Source organism: Haloarcula rubripromontorii, from assembly GCF_001280425.1.
GTDB lineage: Archaea > Halobacteriota > Halobacteria > Halobacteriales > Haloarculaceae > Haloarcula > Haloarcula rubripromontorii.
The window spans coordinates 25916-45446 of the sequence record NZ_LIUF01000003.1; the positions used below are offsets into that span (position 1 = coordinate 25916).

Below are 19531 nucleotides of genomic sequence, written 5' to 3' on the forward strand. Positions count from 1 at the left end.
GTCGTATAGAAAAAAGGCGTAAATGTTGGTCAGGTACGTACCTTTAATACTATTGCTGAGACCATACAGACCATGAGCAATTCGCAAGCCTACGATGAAGTCACTGTCGCCGCAGATGGCGTGACAGTGACCAAGCGGTTCGAGGCGGACGAGTTCCCCGTGCCCGCCATAGCATTTAATCTCACGTCGCGACGGTCTGTTCCGGTAACAGTCCGGCTGGTCGACACCGTTCCGGCGGATGTCGCCGTCGAGGATCTGGGCTTTCACCCCGAGTACGGCAGTGAGTACTGGGACATCAACGAAGACCGGATCGCCTTCGAAAAGGAACTCGAACCGGAAGCCGACTACACGACCGTCTACGGTATTCGTGCGACGGGAACCGACGACGTCGAGAAGTTCCTGACACAACCCGACATCGAGCGTGTGGACCCGCCTCTAGACGAGGACGAGGAAGACCTCGTCGGTGGCGGCGACGAGGCTGTTCGGGACGTCATCGCCGGTGACGCCGACAGCGTTCCCGGCCTCGAAGACGATGACGACGAAGACATCGAGACCCTCGACCTTTCGGACCCGAACAACCCGGATTCAGGCGTCGAAGCCCCCGAAGAGAGCAACGCCGCGCCGGCAGACTCCGAGGTCCAATCCGGCGCTGTTGTCGCGACAATGGCACAGGAAATCCGCGACCAGAACGTCTCCCCGGAAGACGTGAAGCTACTCAAACGTGCGCTTGACGCCGTCTCCGAAGCTGAAGATGACAGTGACACTGGCGGCGTCAACGACGCCCGGATCCAGCGCATCCAGAGCGATGTCGCGGACCTCCGTGCGTACACCGACGCGCTCGAAGAGTTCCTCGAAGAGAACGGGACCGGCGAGGACATGATTGAGGAGTTCGGCGAGCGCCTCGACTCCTTCGAAACGGCTCTGGAGGATTTCCAGGACGAGGTCCAGTCGGCGACGGAGACAGCCACATCTGCCTCCGATCAGGTCGACGAACTCTCCGAGGAAGTCGAGAGTGTCGAAGGGCAGCTCGACGACCTCGAAGACGACATCGAAGCCGTCCGCGAGGAAATCGATGACGGTGACCTCGCTGACCGGATCGACGAAACCGAATCGGAGATCGAGGAACTCAAACAGTGGCGCGAACAGCTGTCGTCGGTTATCGGCGGCGGCGATTAACCGAACTCGTTTTACCGGTCCCCCGTCTGTGCCTGCATAATGACGACGACGAGAGTGGCTGTGCCGCGCAAAGGCCGGCCCCTCGAAGCAGTGCTGGAGCGACTCGCCGGGCGCACAGGGACGACCGACCTGGTCGACGATATCATCTCGACGCTTCGCTACGAGAAGGCGGTCACCAAGGGCAACCAGGACGCGGTCGCCGACGTGTACCATCGCATCAGCGATTACTCCTCGCTCGATGAGCCATACAGGCCGGAATACACGCTGCTCCGTGACGACCGCGACGGGATGCCTCGGCGGATCGTCTTCGACAGCGTCACGATTCCGACAGCGTACGGTGATGTCCAACTGGTCGGCCGCGAGGAGCCGTTCCGGGCGCTCCGGACCCACGAGTTCGCGCTCGGGTTCGACAGCGCCGACCTCGTGCTCGAAGAAGTCGTCCAGCTTCGGGACGACCCGCTGACCGCCATCCACGAGATCAACGACCGTATCGACCCACTCGATACGGACGTACGGGTCGTGACCGGGCTGGGCGATACGGTGTACCACACGCTGCTGGCGACGCCGGAGGTCGTCGACGCACAGGACGGCCCCCTTGACCGGGCTTTCGTCACCAACTACGAGGGCGACCTCTGTATCTCACCGCGGTACGAACGGCTCGTCGAAGCCGTCCTCGGGACGAGCGCACTCGACGGTGTCTCTTTTACCTATCCCACGGAGGGCGGCGAGGAAGAAGAGGATATTGCGGCGACTGGTATCGGTGTCTATCTTACCGTCACGGGGTCGACTGCACGCGATCACGGCCTCGAACTCGGCGAGCGGCTGTTCCCGAGCGAGACCGTGCTTCTGGAAAACGCTCACGAGCGTACCGAGACGACGGAACAGGTCGCCAGTCTGTTCGAGGAGCCGGAAGAAACAGCACTGCAGTCGATGTAGGTTCAGAGACGCCGCCGCTCGATGAGTTTTGCAGCGATGCCGACTGGCACGACGACCCATACTAGGAGCCCCGCCGCGACCATCGGCGTAGTCAGCCCGGCCTGTGCCAGCACGCTGCCGAAGCCGCCGGCAACCACGTCTACCTGTGAGAGCGCGAGCACGCGGAAGCAGTCCACGGGATTGAGCAGTATCGCCGCGGCGATAGCGCCGGATCCGAGGTCGAACCCAGCGACGGCCCCCAGCGCGACCAGATCGTGCAACAGCGCGACCCACAGCCAGATGGCCAGTGCGGCACCGAGCGCGTGCGTTTTCGTCCGTGCGACCGTCGAGACCAGCACCGCCACACCGAGCATCGCACAGGCGGTCAGCACCGCAGCGAGGGCGACGGCCGCGTACTGGCCGACGCTGGTGAGACCGAGATAGCGAACGGTCAACAGTGCGCCGGGAACGAAGCCCAGCAACATCGCGCCGGACAGCACCGCCGCCCGGCCGATGGCAGTGCCGACGACGACGCGGCCTTTCGTTACCGGGAGCGCGAGCATGAGTTCGAGCGACCCGCGCTCGTCCGCCCCGACGATGGCGTCGTAGCCGACCGCCAGCGCGGCCAGGGGGACGAGATAGACGCCGAGTTCCGCGATAGTTGCAATGACCGCATCGAAGCGACCCGGGCCGACTGAACTCGCCCCGAACTGGACGACGGCGGTGGTAAAGAGGCCGAACAGTAGCGCCACGCCGAGCGCCCATCGGCTCCGGACGGCCAGCCGGTACTCCCGTCGCGCGATAGTGAACAGGCTGCTATCGGCAAGTCGGGCGAATACCGATTCGTCGGCCGTGTCGGCGGCCGTCTCCCTCTCGGTTCCGCCATCGTGCAACCGGGTACCCGGTGCGTCGGCCGCGACAACACCGCCGTCTGGGGTCGGATCCGTCGCGGAGTCGTCGCCCCTCATGCCGGCTCACCTCCCGGTTTTTCGGAGGCTGCTTCCGCTGGTGTGCTGTCGGAGCCGGAGTCGCCGGCAGCGTCCGTTCCGACGGCCTCGTGGAATGCGGCTTCGAGGCCCGGTTCGCGGACCTCGAAACGGTCGATGTCGTACGCTTCACCGACGGCCGTCAGGATGTCGTAGGCCTCGGTTGGCGTGGTCCGTGCCGTCACGTCCGCGCCGGAGCGGCTGACGCTTGACACTGCCCCGTGGTCACCGAGGTCTGTCGCCGCTCCGCTTGCAGCCGCGTCGGACGCAAGCGACAGCGACACTGTCACCTCGTCGGCAGCAGCGCGGCGAAGCTGCCCGACCGGCCCCGCAGTCGCTACCTGTCCGTCAGCGATGATGACCGCTTCCGAGCAGAGCCGCTGAATCTCCCCGAGTGCGTGCGAGGAGAAGACGATTGTCACGTCGGTCTCGGCTGCCAGCGACTCCACGACCTCGTGGAACGCCTGGATGCCGTCTGGGTCGAGTCCTGCGGTCGGTTCGTCGAGTATCAACACGGCCGGCTCGCCGACGAGCGCGGTGCCGAGGCCGAGGCGGCGGTTCATCCCGTTGGAGTAGCCGCCGACGCGGCGGTCCGCGGCGTCTGCGAGTCCCACGGTGTGCAGAATGCGCTCGACGTGGTGGCTCCGGTCTTCCCGGGGTACCGAGCGCATCCGGGCGTGGAAGCGGAGTATCTCGCGTCCGGTCAGGCTCGGCGGGAAGCCGGCGTGTTCCGGCAGGTACCGCACCCGTTCGCGAACGGTCGTCCCGTCAGTCGGGTCCGCACCGGCGACGGAAACGCTGCCACGGTCCGGTCGGTTCAGCCCGGCGAGCAGTTTGAACAGCGTCGTCTTCCCGGCGCCGTTCGTGCCGAACACGCCGAGGGTTGTCCCTCGTTCGACCGCGAGGCTCAGTCCGTCGAGCGCCTGCACGTCGCCGTAGGTTTTCGATACGTCGTCGACCTCAATCACGTTCATAGTATTTCCTCCAGTCCTCGTGGGGCGGTTCGGTGAGCGGGCGGGCATCGACCACGCCGGGCGACTGGACGACCGGTACGGACGACTCGGCCAGCCGAACGGCGTCGAAGGCCGGGCTGCTTGCGAACACCCGCGCGGCGGGCTTTTCCGCGGTCACCTGCTGGACGGTTCCGGCCGGCTGATAGCGGGTGTCGCCGACGCCATCGTCGTCGACGTCAGTCGGGTTCGCCCGGGACCAGTAGTTCCCGACGCTCTCGTTCCAGTGGACCTGGTCGCTCATGACCGCAAGCACCGGCCTGTCGTTGCGGATGAAACTGTTCTCGGTCACGGTGCCGTCGGTACTCCCCGCGGCGATGTGGACGCCGATGTCGTTACCGACGACGAGGTTATCGACGATTCGGTTGCTGACGGAGTTGTAGACAAACAGCCCGTTCTCGTTGTTGACGAGGTGGTTGCCGCGGATGTCTGTGTCGTCGATGCTCTTGACGAGGATCCCGTGGCCGGACTGCCCGCTGTTGTTCACCGCGACGTTGTCCTCGATGACGAGATGTTTCGACACCATCAGCGCGTACCCGACGTCGTTGTCGAAGGCGGTGTTGTTCCGCAGGTTCGAGTCGTCCGAGTACATGTAGTGGACCCCGTACCGGAGGTCCCACATCGTGTTCTCGCTGGCGTTGACGTTTTTCGCCCAGTTGAAGTAGAGTCCGTCCCGGACAGTGGTGATGTCGTTGTTCCGGATGACGCTGTCTTCGGTCTTCCATATCTGGATACCGTTGCCGCGTTTGGTCAACTGCGTTATCTCCTCGCGGCCGACGATGGTGTTGTTGCGGATGTCGGCGTCGTCGACGCCGTCGAGCCAGATGCCGAAGGTCATGTCGGTCACGCGGCTGTTGCGGACGGTGACCCCGCTGGCGTTGACGAATATCGCGGCGTCATTCGTCGCGGTGTTGTAGCCGCTGTTGCGGACCCAGAGGTCCGTCACGGTGACGCCCTGCGCTTCGACGGCGAGGACGTCGCCCTCGCCCTCGCCGTGCAGCAGCGTCGACCCGGAACCGCTCCCGGACAGCGTGACGTTCGGCGTGGTGACGACGACTGTCTCGTTGAAACGGCCATCGAGCGTCACGGTGTCACCGGGGTCCGCGGCATCGACTGCCGCCTGCGCGCTGACGTAGGTCTCGCCGTCAACCGTCGCGGTGCCGTCGGCCGACGGGGCGGTGAACGAGTCGATCTCAGGCACGTCGGGGTCGAAGTCGAGGTCGTCGTGGGCGCTGTCGGTTTCACCGGCGCTGGCCATCCCGACAGCGACGACCGACAGCACGAGCAGGGCTGCGGTCCCGATGGCGAACGCACGCTCGGAATCGTGGGACAGTGAGATCATGAGTGTGTGTCCGGGTGGTCTGGTTCAGCCACAGTGGTCGTCGGGCGGTGCGGGGCGTCTCCCTCGTCGTCGGTGTCGCCCTCACGACCCAGTCGGTTCTGAACGGCGTCGGGAAGTCCGGTGAGTCCGTCGCGGAGTCGGGCCGGGAGTTCGCTGAACGTCGCGGCCCGATTGCGGTAGTAGTACGACACCGCGAGCAGTCCGACAGCTGTGGCGGCCATGTACGCGCCGAGGCCGAACCGGGAGACGCTGGTGATATTGGCGACCTGGTACTGCCCCCACAGTGGCGGCGTGAAGCCGTCGACGCCCATCACCGGCGCTCCGGGGTCGAGCGTGTGGCCGGCCTGCCAGAGGCGGTACTGGATATCTGCCAGCATCACGGTGAACACCAACACGGTGCCGCCGAACTGATATTTCAGGCCGCGTTTGAGCTTCTCGGTAGTCGGTGCGACGGCGACGAACACCGACAGCAGCGACACGGCAATGAACGCCACCGGACCCAGCGCCCACTCGGGCACGTCGATGGCGTTCTCCTCAACGGGGAAGTTGGGCTCGACTAACACCGGGTCGGGGAAGTAGAACCCGACGTAGTGGTTCAGTCGCGCCATCTCGGTGAAATCCCCGGCCAGGTGGGGGTAGGCGTACAGAGAGACGCGGAGTGTCGTGCTCGGGTACTGCACCGCATCAACGCTAATGCGCCACATCGGGAACGCGAGCGCCGCGACGAACAGCAGCGCCGCTACCACTGGGAGGCCCCGCCGGATCTCGCGGAAGTCGTCGAGGGTGGGTCGTTGCATGGCTGGTCACCTCCGGAGTGGATCGTGACTTACCCCTCCGCCGGTTCGACGATCATCCGGCTACGCATCTCCAGGTGCAGGGCGCTACAGAAGTACGTGCAGTAGATCCAGTACACGCCGGGGTCGTCGGCCGTGAAGGTGACTTCCCGGGTGTCCTGTGGGGCCACGGCGTAGTTGATGTCGTGTTCGGGGATGGCGACGCCGTGGATGATATCCTGAACGCCCTCGATGTTGGTCGTGGACAGTTTCACTTCGTCGCCTTCTTGGACCGTGAAGTCCGGCAGGCCGAACTCCGAGCGCTTGGTCGTCATCTTGACGTGGACGCTGTTCTCACCCGTGCGCTCGACGCCGGAGTCTTCCTCGGTGATGTAGGTCTGCTCGTAGTCGCTCTTGTCGTAGACTTTCTTGGCGTCTATCTTGTCCTTGTGGGCGAACACACAGTCGTGAGGCTCAGGGTAGGCCGGGTGGTCCGCGACCAGTTCCATCTCCGACTCGCCCTGCCCGATGTGGATAAGCTGGTCGTTGTCGGGCATGATGGGACCGACCGGAAGGAACCGGTCTTTCGAGAGCTTGTTGAGGCTGACGAGCCACTCCCCATCGGGGTCGGTCGTCATCGCCTCAAGCGCCTGAATGTGCCCCGGGTTGTAGTGGACGTCCTGCTTCTCGATGATGGGGTCTTCTGACCCCTCATCGGCCTCGACGGCGGCCTGAATGTCCCACTTGACTGCCTGCGAGTCGATGAACAGCGACGTGTAGGCGTGCCCGTTCCCGTCGAAGGTGGTGTGCAGCGGCCCGAGTCCGACGCGTGGCCGCCCGGCGACGACATCCTCGGGGTCCGAAGAGTCGGCCAGCGCGTCCAGGTCGAGCATCGTCACCGTCGGGGAGAGCTTCCCGGCGATGAACGCGTAGTCGCCGTTCGGCCCGACCTCGACACAGTGGGGGCTTTTCGGCGTCGGGATGTACTTCACGATGGGGCGGTCGCCCTGATTGAGCGAACTGCCCTGCGTGCCATCGACGACAGGGATCCCGTTGACTTCCTCATAGTTGCCGTTCTCGACGGCCTGCTCGATAGCCGGGATGTCGAAGGCCTTGACGTTGTCCCGGTCGTCCTTCGTCATCCCCTGAATGTCGGTGGCTTCCTCGCTGTTGTACGCCGAGGAGATGGCCCATCGACCCTCTTTGCCGGTGTCGACGATGTCGAGGTTCCCGTCGACTTTGACCTGCCACTGGGTCTCCATCGACTCGGGGTCGACGGCGACGAACAGCGACGTGTAGTTGTCCGGGTTCTTCACGTCGGTTCCGTCGTTGGGCAGCGGCGCGCGGAACTCGCCGTTGCCCAGCACGTACTTCGTGTCCGGCGAGAGGACACAGCAGCCGTGGATGGCCTGCATGTTCGGGACATCCGTGATGGCGTCCGTCTCGAAGTACGTGAGATTCACGCGGGCAATGCGACCGTTGGCCTTGTCGTTGACGTACAGGTACTCACCGTCGTAGTCGCCGTCCGTCTCAGAGAGGTTCGGATGGTGGTTGTCGCCCCAGCTGTAGCCACCGCTTTCTTCCAGCATCTCTTGCGTGCCATCGGTGAAGCCATAGCCAGACGCACAGTCGGTGTTAAACACCGGAATACGGGTGAGTTCGCGCATCGACGGGATGCCGATGACCCGCAGTTCGCCGGAGTGGCCGCCGGACCAGAAGCCGTAGTACTCGTCGTGTTCGCCGGGTTCGACCGTGTGGCTCGCGCCGCTGCCAGAGGGCGTCGACTGGCTGCCGGCGCTGCCATCGCCGCCGGTCAGCGCCGAACAGCCGGCGACGGACCCCATCGCACCGGCAGCGACGCCGGCCTTCATGAAGTCCCGGCGGCCGAGCGAGAGGCCGGGCAGTCCCAGCGAGAGGTCGTCTTCTTCAGCCGTTTCGTCCGGGGACTCAACCTCTGCCAGCACTGAGTCGAGCGTTTCTTCGTACTCTTCGAGGACTTCGTTCGGATCGCGGGGAGTCTCGTTTTTGCTCATATCAGACCACCTTGATTGTGCCGACCATCCCGTTCATCTCGTGGGGGATGCAGTAGTACTCGTACGTTCCGGTCGTCTCCAGCGTGACCTCGTAGCTCTCGCCTTTCGGGATGTTCCCTTTCTGCCCGTTGCTGTAGCCGTCTTTCGCGGCCTGCAGGGAGTCGAACCCGCCGGACGCGAAGTACTCCGCGCCATCGGGGATCTTGTCCTCATATGCCGTCACCGTGTGGCCGATGCTACCGACGTTCTCAAACGTGACCGTCGTCCCTGCCTCGACCTTGATCTTCTTTGGCTCGTATGCCAGTCCGTCCGTCATTTCCACGGTGCTTGTCTCGGCCCACTCGGAGCCGCTCCCGCCGTCGCTGGACTCGGTTTCACCGCTGTCCGCTCCGTCACCGCTGCTACCCGAGTTGCCGTCACCGCCACTGTCCGACCCGCCGCCCGATGAACAGCCAGCTAGCGTGACTCCAGCCGCGAGAGCCAGACCGCGTACGAATGTTCTACGTGTTTCCATGGTAGCTCACGGCTGCAACTCGAAGACCTACCTGTATATATAGGGACCCGCACTCTCATTTCGCAGGAAGTGGGGCGAAGATGTTCGTCGGTAAATAGTGAATGGTGCCTCTTCGTGAACATCGCCGCAGAGTACAACGACTGTGCATCGTCTCCGTACTCCCCAGTTTGGGTGGTGGGTGCCGGCGTCGGACGCACCGTGCCTCGGTGACGCCTACAATAGTCTGCGACAGGCACCGCCTTCGTTCAACTGTCCACAGATTCTTGTAGCCGCGCGAGGCTGGTCAACACCGGATACGTCCAGAGCTGGTCTTCGTACATATACGTGCAGAACTCGTGTGTTTCGAACCGATGAACGCTAGAGTGGAGTTGGTCCTGTCGCTCCTGTAAAAGGGCAGCAACGTCGCTCTGGAACGTTTCGCGATACCACTCGGGCACGACCGTACTGTCGAGTGTCTCGATGATCTCCCGCAGGCTGCCGTGGTACTCCTGTATCGATTCCTGTTCGATTTTGACAGCGCGGTCCAGCGACGTCCGTTCGTCGATTGCTTGCTCAGCCGCAGCTACGAGTGACCGTTTGAGCGGCGGGGAAAATCCGACGTTCGTTTCAGGGTGAAACAGTGCTGCGTAGTCCTGTCCGAACTCGATAGCGACGTTCTCGACTAGCGATTCGTCGTACACTGATTCGTAGTGGTCGACAGCTAGCATCGTGTCGGTGTACGCGTCCCGTAGCGTTTCGACGGGGTCGGATGCGGATTGTCGGCTTCGCGGACCGACGGGGGAGGAGGGCTGTTCAACGGGGTCGACGGCGCGGAGGCGCTGCAGGAATTCTTCGAGACCAGCCTGCTCGGCGGCAAGTTCCGTATGCTCCTCGTCAAGCACAGTGAGAGCCGTCTCTACCGGCTCGAGGATGTGGTCTCGCCATGTGTGCAGGAACCACTGTGCGCCGTCCTGCGCAGGCGTCGTTGCCATGCTAGTGTATCGTCTGGTAACAACAATAAGTGTTTTAGTTACCGGACAACACCGCTCTGTTCTGGACGGCTATTTATATAGTCTCGACGCTGTTGCCGGGCCATCATGCGGTTTCGATCTATCGGTCGTTTCAGAACTCAAAGAATAACAGACGACTCGGAGAACAGGCATGATCTATCTACGCTTCCAGAAAGTATCTTTAAGAACTCTCATATACAAACAAAATAACTGATTACAAAAATATAATGCAATACTTTACTATATTGACGCTGCTTTTGTAAGTATTAGCCAGCTATTTTCGTGTAAAATCTATATTTGGCTACAAAACTACCGTATTTGAATATATTATCTTGAGCGCAAATCTCGACATTTTCCGGTCCTGTACCCCAGTCAATTGGTTGCCAGGTGGTTTTGACGTGCTAAGTATTGCTACCTGTCAGCTGGTAGCGACTGAGCGGTCGCTCTGGTCGCTCATCGCTCACATCCGGGTTTTTAAATAATGACGGCAACTCTACTCGGGTAATGACCGACGACGCCGACACACAAAACACGGGCCGACGGATACAGTCCGTGGAGAACGCCTGTGAGATCATCGAAGCTGTTCAGGAGTCACAGAGCGCGACGTTGCAGGAACTGAGCGAGCGAATCAAACTCTCCCAGGGAACGCTTCACACGTATCTTGCGACGCTGACCGACTGCGGCTTTCTCTCGAAGGACGACGACACGTACCAGCTTGGTTTTCGGTTCGTCACGATGGGCGAACACGTCCGCAACGAGACGGAACTCTATACCGCCGGTCAGGAGGAAGTGGACAAGCTGGCGGACAAATCCGGCGAATACGTCCATCTGGTCGTTGAGAACGACGGGCGCGAAGTCGCCATCTACGAGCGCCGAGGGGAGCATGCCGTCGGGATGGACTATCACCTCCAGTTGCGGGAAGCCCCACAGCATCTCCACGACAGCGCTTCTGGGAAGGCCATCCTCTCGTGTCTCCCAGACGAGCGTGTCGAGAAAATAATCGACCGAGAAGGGCTCTCACGGCAGACACAGCACACGATTACGGACCGAGAGACGCTCTGCGACGAGCTAGAGACCATCCGAGAGCGGGGATACGCGACGAACGACGAGGAAGAAATCCGCGGCCTCCGGGCGGTCGGTGCGCCGATACTGGACAACGACGGGACCGTCGTCGGCGCGGTCAGTGTGACTGCACCGACCAGCCGTCTCAAAGGAGCCCGCTTCGACACCGAGATCCCCGAGATGGTGATGGAAGCTGCGAACCTTATCGAAGTCAATCTCGAAATGACTTCGTTCGATCGCGGCGCGTAATCACGGTGGCTGACACCCATCGCCCCGTGCTGGCGACGACCGCTACCCAACAACGGTGTTTGGTCTCCAGGATTTGGATAGCTCAAAACCCTGTTGTGTGATTGTGACTGCGGAACGGAGCGGTTCTCTCGGAGGCCGGGCCACAATAACAGTCGTACCACCGTTAGGAGTAGGCCGAAATGGCGTCTCCGGCCCGACAGCACGCCTACTGACTGTCTCAGGCGGCTCACAAGGGAGCCGCCACCAATCCCGGTGGTATGCTCACGGACGGGAGTCTGGCACTGCTATCCTCTGTCTACTTTTGATTTTTTCAAAACGCTATCGACTCTTTTCTTCGGCACGAAGATTAGATTACACCACACACGCGCCGATATCTTCGCCGTCATGTCCGATTTTATGTCCTCAGTGTAGCTCCTTCTGTTGAATATATCAAGCCCGGTTTTGCGAAATCTTTCGCACAGACAACGAGATATCGGCTCATAACCCCGCAAGCACTTCTTACGAGAGTATTCAATTGTTTTTGCTATCTTCAAACAGCTTGTCCCGAATACACTCCCAAATATTTATTAACAATACCGGTTTTGGTGCCGATACACTGTCTCAATCCAGCTATTGGATGCTGACAGTCAGAACGGAACCGGCGTGCTGAACAACGCGACGTACTCGCCCCATTGGTCCCGAAGCGAGTGGGAGTACGCACCGGAACCAACAGCCAAACCGATAAACACTCATGAGCACACAGACGGAGCCACCAGAGCAAGCGTCAGACAAGGACGAATCGCCAATCGCGACTGCCCGCCGCCAACTGGAGCAGGCGGCCGAACACCTCGACCTTTCCGAGGGGCTGCTTGAGCAGCTCCGCCACCCATCGAAAACCGTCGAGGTGTCTGTCCCGATCCGCCGAGCCGACGGGAGTGTCGAGGTGTTCAACGGGTATCGCGTCCAGCACTTCGAGGTTAGAGGACCGTACAAGGGCGGTATGCGATACCACCCGAGCGTCTCCGCAGAGGAGTGTACGGCGCTGGCGATGTTGATGACGTGGAAGTGTGCGGTGATGGACCTTCCCTTCGGCGGTGCGAAGGGCGGCATCGTCGTCGACCCGTCGACGCTCAATCAACAGGAAACCGAGCAACTGACCCGCCGGTTCGCCGAGGAACTACGCGAAGTCGTCGGGCCGACGAAGGACATCCCCGCACCTGATATGGGGACCGACGAGCAGACCGTCGCCTGGTTCATGGACGCGTATTCGATGCAGGAAGGCGAGACAGTCCCCGGCATCGTGACCGGCAAACCAACAGCGGTCGGCGGCACACACGGCCGTGAGGAGGCACCCGGCCGAAGCGTCGCTATCGTCGCCCGCGAAGCGCTCGAGTATTACGACGGAACCATCGACGGCGCTACCGTCGCTGTACAGGGCTTCGGTGCTGTCGGCGCGAACGCCGCACGCCTGCTCGACTCCTGGGGCGCGTCCGTCGTCGCTGTCAGTGACGTCGACGGCGGAATCTACGACGAATCCGGCCTCGATGTCGAATCAATCTCCGCTGACGGCGACGAACACGGCCAGCTGGGGGACGTTGACGCACCGCGTCAGCTATCCAACGCCGAACTGCTGGAACTCGATGTCGATGTCCTCATTCCCGCAGCGGTCGGGAATGTCCTGACCAAAGAAAACGCTGCGGACGTGCAGGCAGGCATTATCGTCGAAGGGGCGAACGGGCCGACAACGACAGCAGCCGACGCCGTGTTCAAAGAGCGCGATATCCCAGTTATCCCAGACATTCTCGCCAACGCCGGTGGTGTCACTGCGAGCTACTTCGAGTGGCTCCAGCACATCAACCGACGGAGCTGGTCCCGCGAGGAGGTCAACGAAGAACTTGAGGCCGAAATGCTCGATGCCTGGGCGGCGCTCCAGACCGAAGTCGAGGACCGCGATGTGACGTGGCGAACGGCGGCCTATATCGTCGCGCTCTCTCGAATCGGTGACGCTATGAACGCCCGCGGGCTATGGCCGTAGCAACGGATGTCGCTTCAGTCTACTCACTCACGAGACCACAGTCGTCCCACGTCACCTGTCGCGGTGCTCGGTGTCCCGTTCGCGCTCGGTGCTGACCGGCGCGGCGTCGACATGGGTCCGTCGGCGATTCGCTACGGCGGCCTCAGTACCGCACTCGATACGGCTGGTGTCGAATACACTGACGCCGGAGACCTCTCACCGCCGATGTTAGAGTCGCAGCCGGCAGCCACTGCTGACGGTGCGAAGTACCTCGATGCTATCGCGGACATGACCGACACCCTTGCCGACCGGGTGGCGACCGAAATAGCCGACGGGAGCGTGCCGCTGGTGTTAGGCGGTGACCACTCTATCGCAATGGGCACGATGCGCGGTGCGGCCCGGACGGCCGACCTCGGCGTCATCTGGTTCGACGCCCACGGCGATTACAACACCCCGACCACGTCGCCCAGCGGGAACGTTCACGGGATGCCGCTTGCGGCCGCCCACGGGTACGGCGACTTCGCAGAGATGCCGTGGGCCACCGCCCCGAACGTCGCCGAGGAAAACACCGTCATCGTCGGCGCGCGGAGCCTCGATACCGACGAACGAGCGGTCCTCCGCGAGAGCGATATCTCCGTCTTTACTATGGCGGACATCGATAAACGGGGTATCGGCTCAGTCACCGACGAGGCACTCGACATCGCGACCGACGGGGCGGATGCCATCCACGTGAGCCTCGACCTCGACTGGCTTGACCCGGACGATGCACCGGGAGTCGGGACACCGGTTCCGGGCGGGGTCACGTACCGCGAGGCGCATACGGCGATGGAACGGGTCGCCGACCGCGACGCCGCCGAATCGGTGCTGCGCTCGCTCGATGTCGTCGAAGTCAACCCCATCCTCGACCAGCGCAACACGACAGGTGAGCGGGCGGCCGAACTCGCCGCCAGCGCGTTCGGCAAGCGGATTCTGTAGTTCTTTTCGAACCGCAGCAGGTCCCCAGTCGTGTGGCCGCACGCTGGCCTGGAACACAGTGATTTATTACCAATGATTGCCACTGTGATAACATGGACCGCAATACTGCAGAGCCGCGTGTCGATAGTCTGCCCGGCCCACAGAGCAGCGAATGGGTCGAGTACCACCACGAGACCGCCGCGCCGAGTACGTACGTGTACGATTTCGTCTGGGACATCACCGAGGACGCAATCGGTCCGTTCTGTACAGATGCGGACGGCAACGTCCTGCTGGATTTCACATGCCACGTCGCCGCGTCGCCGCTCGGGTACAACAACCCGAAGGTCCTCGACCGGGCCGACGAGTTCGACATGGTCGACCCGCTGAAAATCGCCGGTCAAGACTTCTACGTCAGCACCGGTGGTTCGCCCGACGAAACGTCGCTGCCGGGTCCTGCCCACCTGATGGATCGACTGACCGACATTACCAGCCATTACGACTTCGACACCGTCTTCCTCTCGAACTCCGGTGCTGAGGCAGTCGAGAACGCGATGAAGATCTGTTACGATAACTGCGAGACGCCGAAATACGGCATTACTTTCGACGGCGCGTTCCACGGACGGACCCTCGGGGCGCTTTCACTGAACCGTTCGAAGTCCGTCTACCGACGGAAGTTCCCCGAACTCAGCGGCATTCACGACGTGGAGTACTCAGAGGCCGGTGTCGAGCGCCTCCGTTCGAAACTCGACGCGGATACCGGCCATATCCCGCCCGAAGAAGTCGCGTTCCTCATTCTGGAGCCGATACAGGGCGAAGGCGGCTATCGCGTCCCGAGCCCCGAGTTCCTCTCGGCCGTCGACGACCTCTGCCGGGAACACGACATCCCGATCATCGCTGACGAAATCCAGTCGGGAGCCGGCCGCACTGGCGAGATGTGGGCCGTCGACCACTACGACATCGAACCGGATGTCATCACGAGCGCCAAAGCGCTCCGGGTCGGCGCGACCATCTCCCGGTCGGACATCTTCCCATCCGAAACGTCGCGGCTCTCCTCGACGTGGGGGGCCGGCGACATCCTCGGCTCGATGCGTGGCGCACTGACTCTCGCCGCTATCGAGGACCACAACCTGCTGGACAACGCCGCCGAGAAGGGGACGTACTTCATGGACCGACTCCGCGATATCTCGGCAGACCGTCCGCTGGTCGAAGACGTTCGCGGCCTCGGCCTGATGACCGCGGTGGAGTTCGATACGCCTGATCGCCGCGACGCCGTGATGGAAACCGCGCTCCAGCACGGCCTCCTCACGCTCGGCTGTGGCCAGAAATCCCTCCGACTGCTCCCGCCACTTGATGTCACCGAGCGCGAACTGGAACTCTGTGTCGACATCCTCGATTCGGTCTTTACCGAGGTTGCAGACGCTGTCGCGTCGGCCTAACCCTCGCCACTTCTGCGGTAACCGAAATGTTAAAATATGACTGATTCGACTGTGGCACTATGCCACGAGAGGCACGCGTAGACAGACGGAGGTATCTGCAGGCAATCGGTGGCACTGTCGCGACCCTGTCGGTCGCCGGCTGTCAATCGGGCAGCGGTGACTCACAGACGCTCACTGCGGGCACAGCGCCGGGCTTTCCGCCGTTTGAGATGAAACAGGACGGCGAACTCGTCGGCTTCGACGTCGAGCTACTGGAAGCCGTTATCGCGGCGACGGAGTACGAGCTGAGCGGCTGGGAGGAACTGGAGTTCAAATCACTCATCCCAGCGTTGAACAACGGAAATGTCGACGTCGTCGCGGCTGGCATGACGATAAACGATGACCGCGACGAGGCAATCGACTTCTCTGACCCGTACTACAGCTCGAATCAGGCTATTATCGTCCGGGAGAACGGGTCGTTCTCGCCGTCGTCGCTGGCTGACCTCTCCGGGGCGACGGTCGGGGCACAGAAAGGGACGACTGGTGAATCTGTTATCAAAGACCAGCTCATCGAAGCCGGGACGATTCAGGCGTCTCAGTACAACGCGTACGGCAACTACGTGCTCGCCGTCGAGGACCTGCTGAACGAAAACGTCGATGTCATCATCATCGATGTCCCCGTGGCGAACTCGTTCGTGGCAAATCGCCCCATCAAGTCTGCGTTCGTCCACGAGACTGGCGAGCAGTTCGGCTTCGGGATTCAGTCCGGTAACGACGAACTCGCGGGCGCGCTCAACAGCGGGCTGACCACAGTTGAGGACGACGGGACGTACCGGGACCTGACCGAGAAGTGGTTCGGACAAAAGTGAGGCCATGGCAGCAATCCTACTCCAGACCGCTGACTGGCTGTTCGTCATCGACAACTTGGGCCTGTTGCTCGGCGGGACAGCTGTCACCATCGCACTCACTGTCGCCAGTATTCTCCTGGGATTCACCATCGGGTTCCCGGCCGGGGCGATAGAGGTGTACGGCTCGGAACGGGCCAGTCGGCTGGTCGAGCAGGTCGGGGTTGTCCTTCGCGGCACCCCGCTGCTGGTCATCATTATGGTCCTGTACTTCGGCCTGTCCGTTTCCAGCAGCGCGTTCGTCACGGCGACTATCGCGCTCGGCCTCCGGAGCGCCGCCTACCAGTCCCAGATTTTCCGCGGTGCGCTCCAGAGCGTCGACGATGGGCAACTGGAAGCGGCACGCGCCGTCGCGATGTCCCGATTCGAAGCGATTCGGCACGTCGTCGTCCCGCAGGCGCTCCGTCGGAGTGTGCCGGGATTCCAGAACGAGTTCACTATCGTCCTCAAGGACACGAGCATCGCCATTGTCATCGGCATCGGCGAGCTGCTGACGACGGGCCAGAACCTCTACGAAGGCGGACAGTCGACCGCAGCGCTGGAGATATTCCTCGCCGTCAGCCTCGTCTACTTCGTGCTGACGTTTGCGACGAACCGGTCGCTCGACAGACTCAGTGACTACTACGCAGTACCGGAGGGAACAACATGACACAGCCACTACTTTCAATCGACGACCTGCACAAGTCCTACGGGAGCGAAGAAGTACTGGAAGGCGTTGACCTCGAAATGGACCAGGGCGACGTGACGGTTCTCATCGGTCCGAGCGGCTCAGGGAAGTCAACGCTGCTCCGGTGTGTGAACCGCCTGACCGAGATCAACAGTGGTCAAATCGCTCTTGAGGGGCAGGACGTGACCGGGGCCGACACCGACGTCAACGAACTGCGAAAGCAAGTCGGCATGGTGTTTCAGGATTTCAATCTCTTTGCGCACCTGACGGCGCTCGAAAACGTCACTCTCGGCCCGAGAAAAGTGCTCGGCATGGACGCTGCTGACGCCGAGGCGGCCGGACGGGACCACCTCGAACAGGTCGGATTGCTGGAACAGGCGGACTCGTACCCCGCTGAACTCTCCGGCGGACAGAAACAGCGCGTCGGCATCGCTCGCGCACTCGCGATGGACCCAGACCTGTTGCTGTTTGACGAGCCGACCAGCGCACTTGACCCCGAACTCGTCGGCGAAGTCGTCGAGGTAATGCGTGACCTCGCCGCCGAGGGCATCACGATGCTCGTCGTCAGCCACGAGATGGACTTCGCCCGGTCGGCCGCATCCGACATCGTGTTCCTCGACGACGGTGAAATCGTCGAACACGGGCCGCCGGAGCAACTGTTCCAGAACCCCACAGCGGACCGAACCGAGCAGTTCCTGAGCAGATTGCACGCACACGAGGCGACGCCATGAGCACGGCCGAATCCACGACATCACCGAATCCGGGACTCCGTGACCGCGTCGGCACAGTGTTCACGATTCGACCGCTTACGGTGGGTCTAGCGCTGTTCTGGGTCTGGGTTCTCGCTCGCTGGACCACCGATTTCGTCCTCGCAGGGCTATTCGGGCTCGACCGCGGCACACCGTTTATCCCGGCAGCTCCGTTTCTGACAACAGCGGATACTGTCGGCTCACTCGCCGCGTCACTCGGTGCGGCCGGAGCGCCCCTCGTATGGTTCGCGGACGCGCTCCGGTTTGCCGCTGACGCGACGGCGTACCTGCCGGCGCTGGCACAGGGCATCTGGACGACCGTTCTGCTCACGGTCTTCAGCGTCTGTCTCGGGTTCACGCTGGCGCTTCCGCTTAGCATCGTTCGCGTGTACGGTGGCCGGTGGGCTCGCTGGCTCGCGCTGTCGTACACGGAACTCATCCGCGGGACGCCACTGCTCGCCCAGTTGTTCGTGCTTTACTTCGCGACCTCACTCACGCAGGTTCTCAGGGGCGTCCCGGGGGTCGGTGTCGGCTTTGTCCCGGCGCAGGCGTTCTGGGTGGCCGTGATCAGTTTCACGCTGAACAGCGCTGCCTACCAGTCCGAATACCTGCGTGCGTCGCTGGAATCAGTCGACGGCGGCCAGCTGACTGCTGCACGCGCCATCGGACTCTCAAAGCTCGAAGGAATACGGTACGTCGTCGTTCCCCAGGGCCTTCGGCTCGCGCTGCCCAGTTGGACGAACGAACTCGTGTACCTCATTAAGTACTCCTCACTGGCGAGTTTCATCACTGTGCAGGAACTGTACGGCAAAACCAGTACCATCGCAAACGAAACGTATCAGTATACGGAACTCTTCGTGCTGGTGGCGATACTGTACCTGGCCTTGGTCGTGTCGGCATCAGCAGTGATGGATCGTGTCGAATCGCACACTGCAACTGCCGGTGTCGGACACACGAGACAATGATTACCCTCTTGGGACCTCCGATCAACTATCATAACACATCCTATGAGTCACGCTGATAGCGCCGGAGCACGGCTCACACTCGACCTGTGGCACCCGAACTGCTGGGCTATCGAGGCGACCGACTGCACGGACGGTGGTATTCTGGCGCACACGGTACAACAGACCGTTCAGTCGTCGACAGCATCGGTCAACGGTGTGTTTACAGTGTATGGAGCTACGAAGTCGGCTGTCGAAGACTGCCTCGACGCAGTCCGTGCCTCACCCCACGCCGGAGAGATACAGGAACTCCAGGCACGGATCGGACACAAGCGCGATGCACCCGGCACCGTCGTCAGACAGTTTCTGCTAGAGTACGATCCAGACGAACTAGTCTGTCCGACGCTCCTTGAACACGGGTTCGTCCACAGTGCGCCCGTTCGTATCGAAGACGGTCGCGAGCGCTGGCAAGTGAGTTTCACTGGCGAGCGGCCCGAAATTCAGTCCGCACTCGATGCCGTCGAAGCTGACGCCGACGCTGACGTGTCGGTCGAATCCATCGTCACGCCTGACAGTGACTCTGAACGCTCGGTGAGTGGGCTGCGAACCGACTCGCTAACGCCGGCACAGCGACGAGCCTTCGAAGCGGCCCGCGAAGCAGGCTACTATCAGTGGCCGCGCGGAATCTCGGTCCGCGAACTCGCCGCAGAGATGGACATCTCGAAGACGACGCTCCTCGAGCATCTCCGAACCGCCGAATCGAAACTGCTGGATCCCGAGTAGTCCTATCGGTGGCGCTTTCTCTGGGTGGATCTTCCTGAGACGGCTGAAGTCATGGCATCTGCAGTTTCTGGCGGG

The 19531-nt window shown here is 62.0% G+C and carries 18 protein-coding genes; 11 read left to right on the forward strand and 7 right to left on the reverse strand.

All coding sequences use genetic code 11. The annotated features are described in order from the left end of the window. The first annotated feature begins 72 nt into the window (after positions 1–72). The gene (locus tag AMS69_RS09770; RefSeq protein WP_053967903.1) at positions 73–1176 is read left to right on the forward strand and encodes a hypothetical protein; all 1104 of its coding nucleotides are present in this window, start codon (positions 73–75) and stop codon (positions 1174–1176) included. 39 nt (positions 1177–1215) lie between these two features. After that, on the forward strand, positions 1216–2112 hold the full coding sequence (locus tag AMS69_RS09775; protein WP_053967904.1) for a hypothetical protein: 897 nt from the start codon (positions 1216–1218) through the stop codon (positions 2110–2112). A 2-nt stretch (positions 2113–2114) separates the two neighbouring features. On the opposite strand, the gene AMS69_RS09780 is transcribed toward AMS69_RS09775, so the two are convergent. From AMS69_RS09780 to AMS69_RS09810, 7 genes are all read right to left on the reverse strand, one after another. Further along, entirely contained in the window at positions 2115–3059 is a 945-nt protein-coding gene (locus tag AMS69_RS09780; protein ID WP_053967905.1) for an ABC transporter permease, read from the reverse strand. Next, positions 3056–4051: an ABC transporter ATP-binding protein gene (locus tag AMS69_RS09785; protein ID WP_053967906.1), complete on the reverse strand. Its 996-nt coding sequence runs from the start codon at positions 4049–4051 to the stop codon at positions 3056–3058. The genes AMS69_RS09780 and AMS69_RS09785 overlap by 4 nt, the downstream gene beginning before the upstream one ends. Next, entirely contained in the window at positions 4038–5429 is a 1392-nt protein-coding gene (locus AMS69_RS09790) for a right-handed parallel beta-helix repeat-containing protein (RefSeq protein WP_053967907.1), read from the reverse strand. Before AMS69_RS09790 ends, AMS69_RS09785 begins: the two co-directional genes overlap by 14 nt. Next, on the reverse strand, positions 5426–6226 hold the full coding sequence (locus AMS69_RS09795; protein WP_053967908.1) for a hypothetical protein: 801 nt from the start codon (positions 6224–6226) through the stop codon (positions 5426–5428). The genes AMS69_RS09790 and AMS69_RS09795 overlap by 4 nt, the downstream gene beginning before the upstream one ends. A 29-nt stretch (positions 6227–6255) precedes the next feature. Next, a complete protein-coding gene (gene nosZ, locus AMS69_RS09800) occupies positions 6256–8235 on the reverse strand; it encodes a TAT-dependent nitrous-oxide reductase (RefSeq protein ID WP_053967909.1) in 1980 nt (659 codons plus the stop codon). 1 nt (position 8236) lies between these two features. Continuing rightward, on the reverse strand, positions 8237–8749 hold the full coding sequence (locus tag AMS69_RS09805; protein ID WP_053967910.1) for a plastocyanin/azurin family copper-binding protein: 513 nt from the start codon (positions 8747–8749) through the stop codon (positions 8237–8239). A 245-nt stretch (positions 8750–8994) separates the two neighbouring features. Beyond that, complete coding sequence (locus AMS69_RS09810; protein ID WP_053967911.1) at positions 8995–9720, reverse strand: DUF7260 family protein; 726 nt, start codon at positions 9718–9720, stop codon at positions 8995–8997. 522 nt (positions 9721–10242) lie between these two features. Here AMS69_RS09810 and AMS69_RS09815 point away from each other — a divergent pair. The 9 genes from AMS69_RS09815 to AMS69_RS09855 all read left to right on the forward strand — a co-directional run bounded on the left by AMS69_RS09815 (position 10243) and on the right by AMS69_RS09855 (position 19456). Next, on the forward strand, positions 10243–11049 hold the full coding sequence (locus AMS69_RS09815; RefSeq protein ID WP_053967912.1) for an IclR family transcriptional regulator: 807 nt from the start codon (positions 10243–10245) through the stop codon (positions 11047–11049). A 730-nt stretch (positions 11050–11779) separates the two neighbouring features. Beyond that, a complete protein-coding gene (gene gdhB, locus AMS69_RS09820) occupies positions 11780–13063 on the forward strand; it encodes a glutamate dehydrogenase GdhB (protein WP_053967913.1) in 1284 nt (427 codons plus the stop codon). Positions 13064–13126: 63 nt separating this feature from the next. Then, positions 13127–14017: an arginase gene (rocF, locus tag AMS69_RS09825; RefSeq protein ID WP_080508821.1), complete on the forward strand. Its 891-nt coding sequence runs from the start codon at positions 13127–13129 to the stop codon at positions 14015–14017. A 92-nt stretch (positions 14018–14109) separates the two neighbouring features. Next, positions 14110–15432, forward strand: coding sequence for a class-III pyridoxal-phosphate-dependent aminotransferase (locus tag AMS69_RS09830; protein WP_053967915.1), 1323 nt, complete (start codon positions 14110–14112; stop codon positions 15430–15432). Positions 15433–15491: 59 nt separating this feature from the next. Beyond that, positions 15492–16280, forward strand: coding sequence for a basic amino acid ABC transporter substrate-binding protein (locus tag AMS69_RS09835; RefSeq protein ID WP_053967916.1), 789 nt, complete (start codon positions 15492–15494; stop codon positions 16278–16280). A 4-nt stretch (positions 16281–16284) separates the two neighbouring features. Then, positions 16285–16965 (forward strand): amino acid ABC transporter permease, encoded by a 681-nt coding sequence (locus AMS69_RS09840; protein WP_053967917.1) that lies wholly within the window; start codon positions 16285–16287, stop codon positions 16963–16965. Further along, positions 16962–17714, forward strand: coding sequence for an amino acid ABC transporter ATP-binding protein (locus tag AMS69_RS09845; RefSeq protein WP_053967918.1), 753 nt, complete (start codon positions 16962–16964; stop codon positions 17712–17714). Before AMS69_RS09840 ends, AMS69_RS09845 begins: the two co-directional genes overlap by 4 nt. Further along, positions 17711–18697 carry an amino acid ABC transporter permease gene (locus tag AMS69_RS09850; RefSeq protein ID WP_053967919.1) on the forward strand — a complete coding sequence of 329 codons (987 nt, stop codon included), beginning with the start codon at positions 17711–17713 and terminating at the stop codon, positions 18695–18697. Before AMS69_RS09845 ends, AMS69_RS09850 begins: the two co-directional genes overlap by 4 nt. Positions 18698–18739: 42 nt before the next feature. After that, on the forward strand, positions 18740–19456 hold the full coding sequence (locus AMS69_RS09855; RefSeq protein WP_053967920.1) for a helix-turn-helix domain-containing protein: 717 nt from the start codon (positions 18740–18742) through the stop codon (positions 19454–19456). Positions 19457–19531 lie beyond the last annotated feature (75 nt).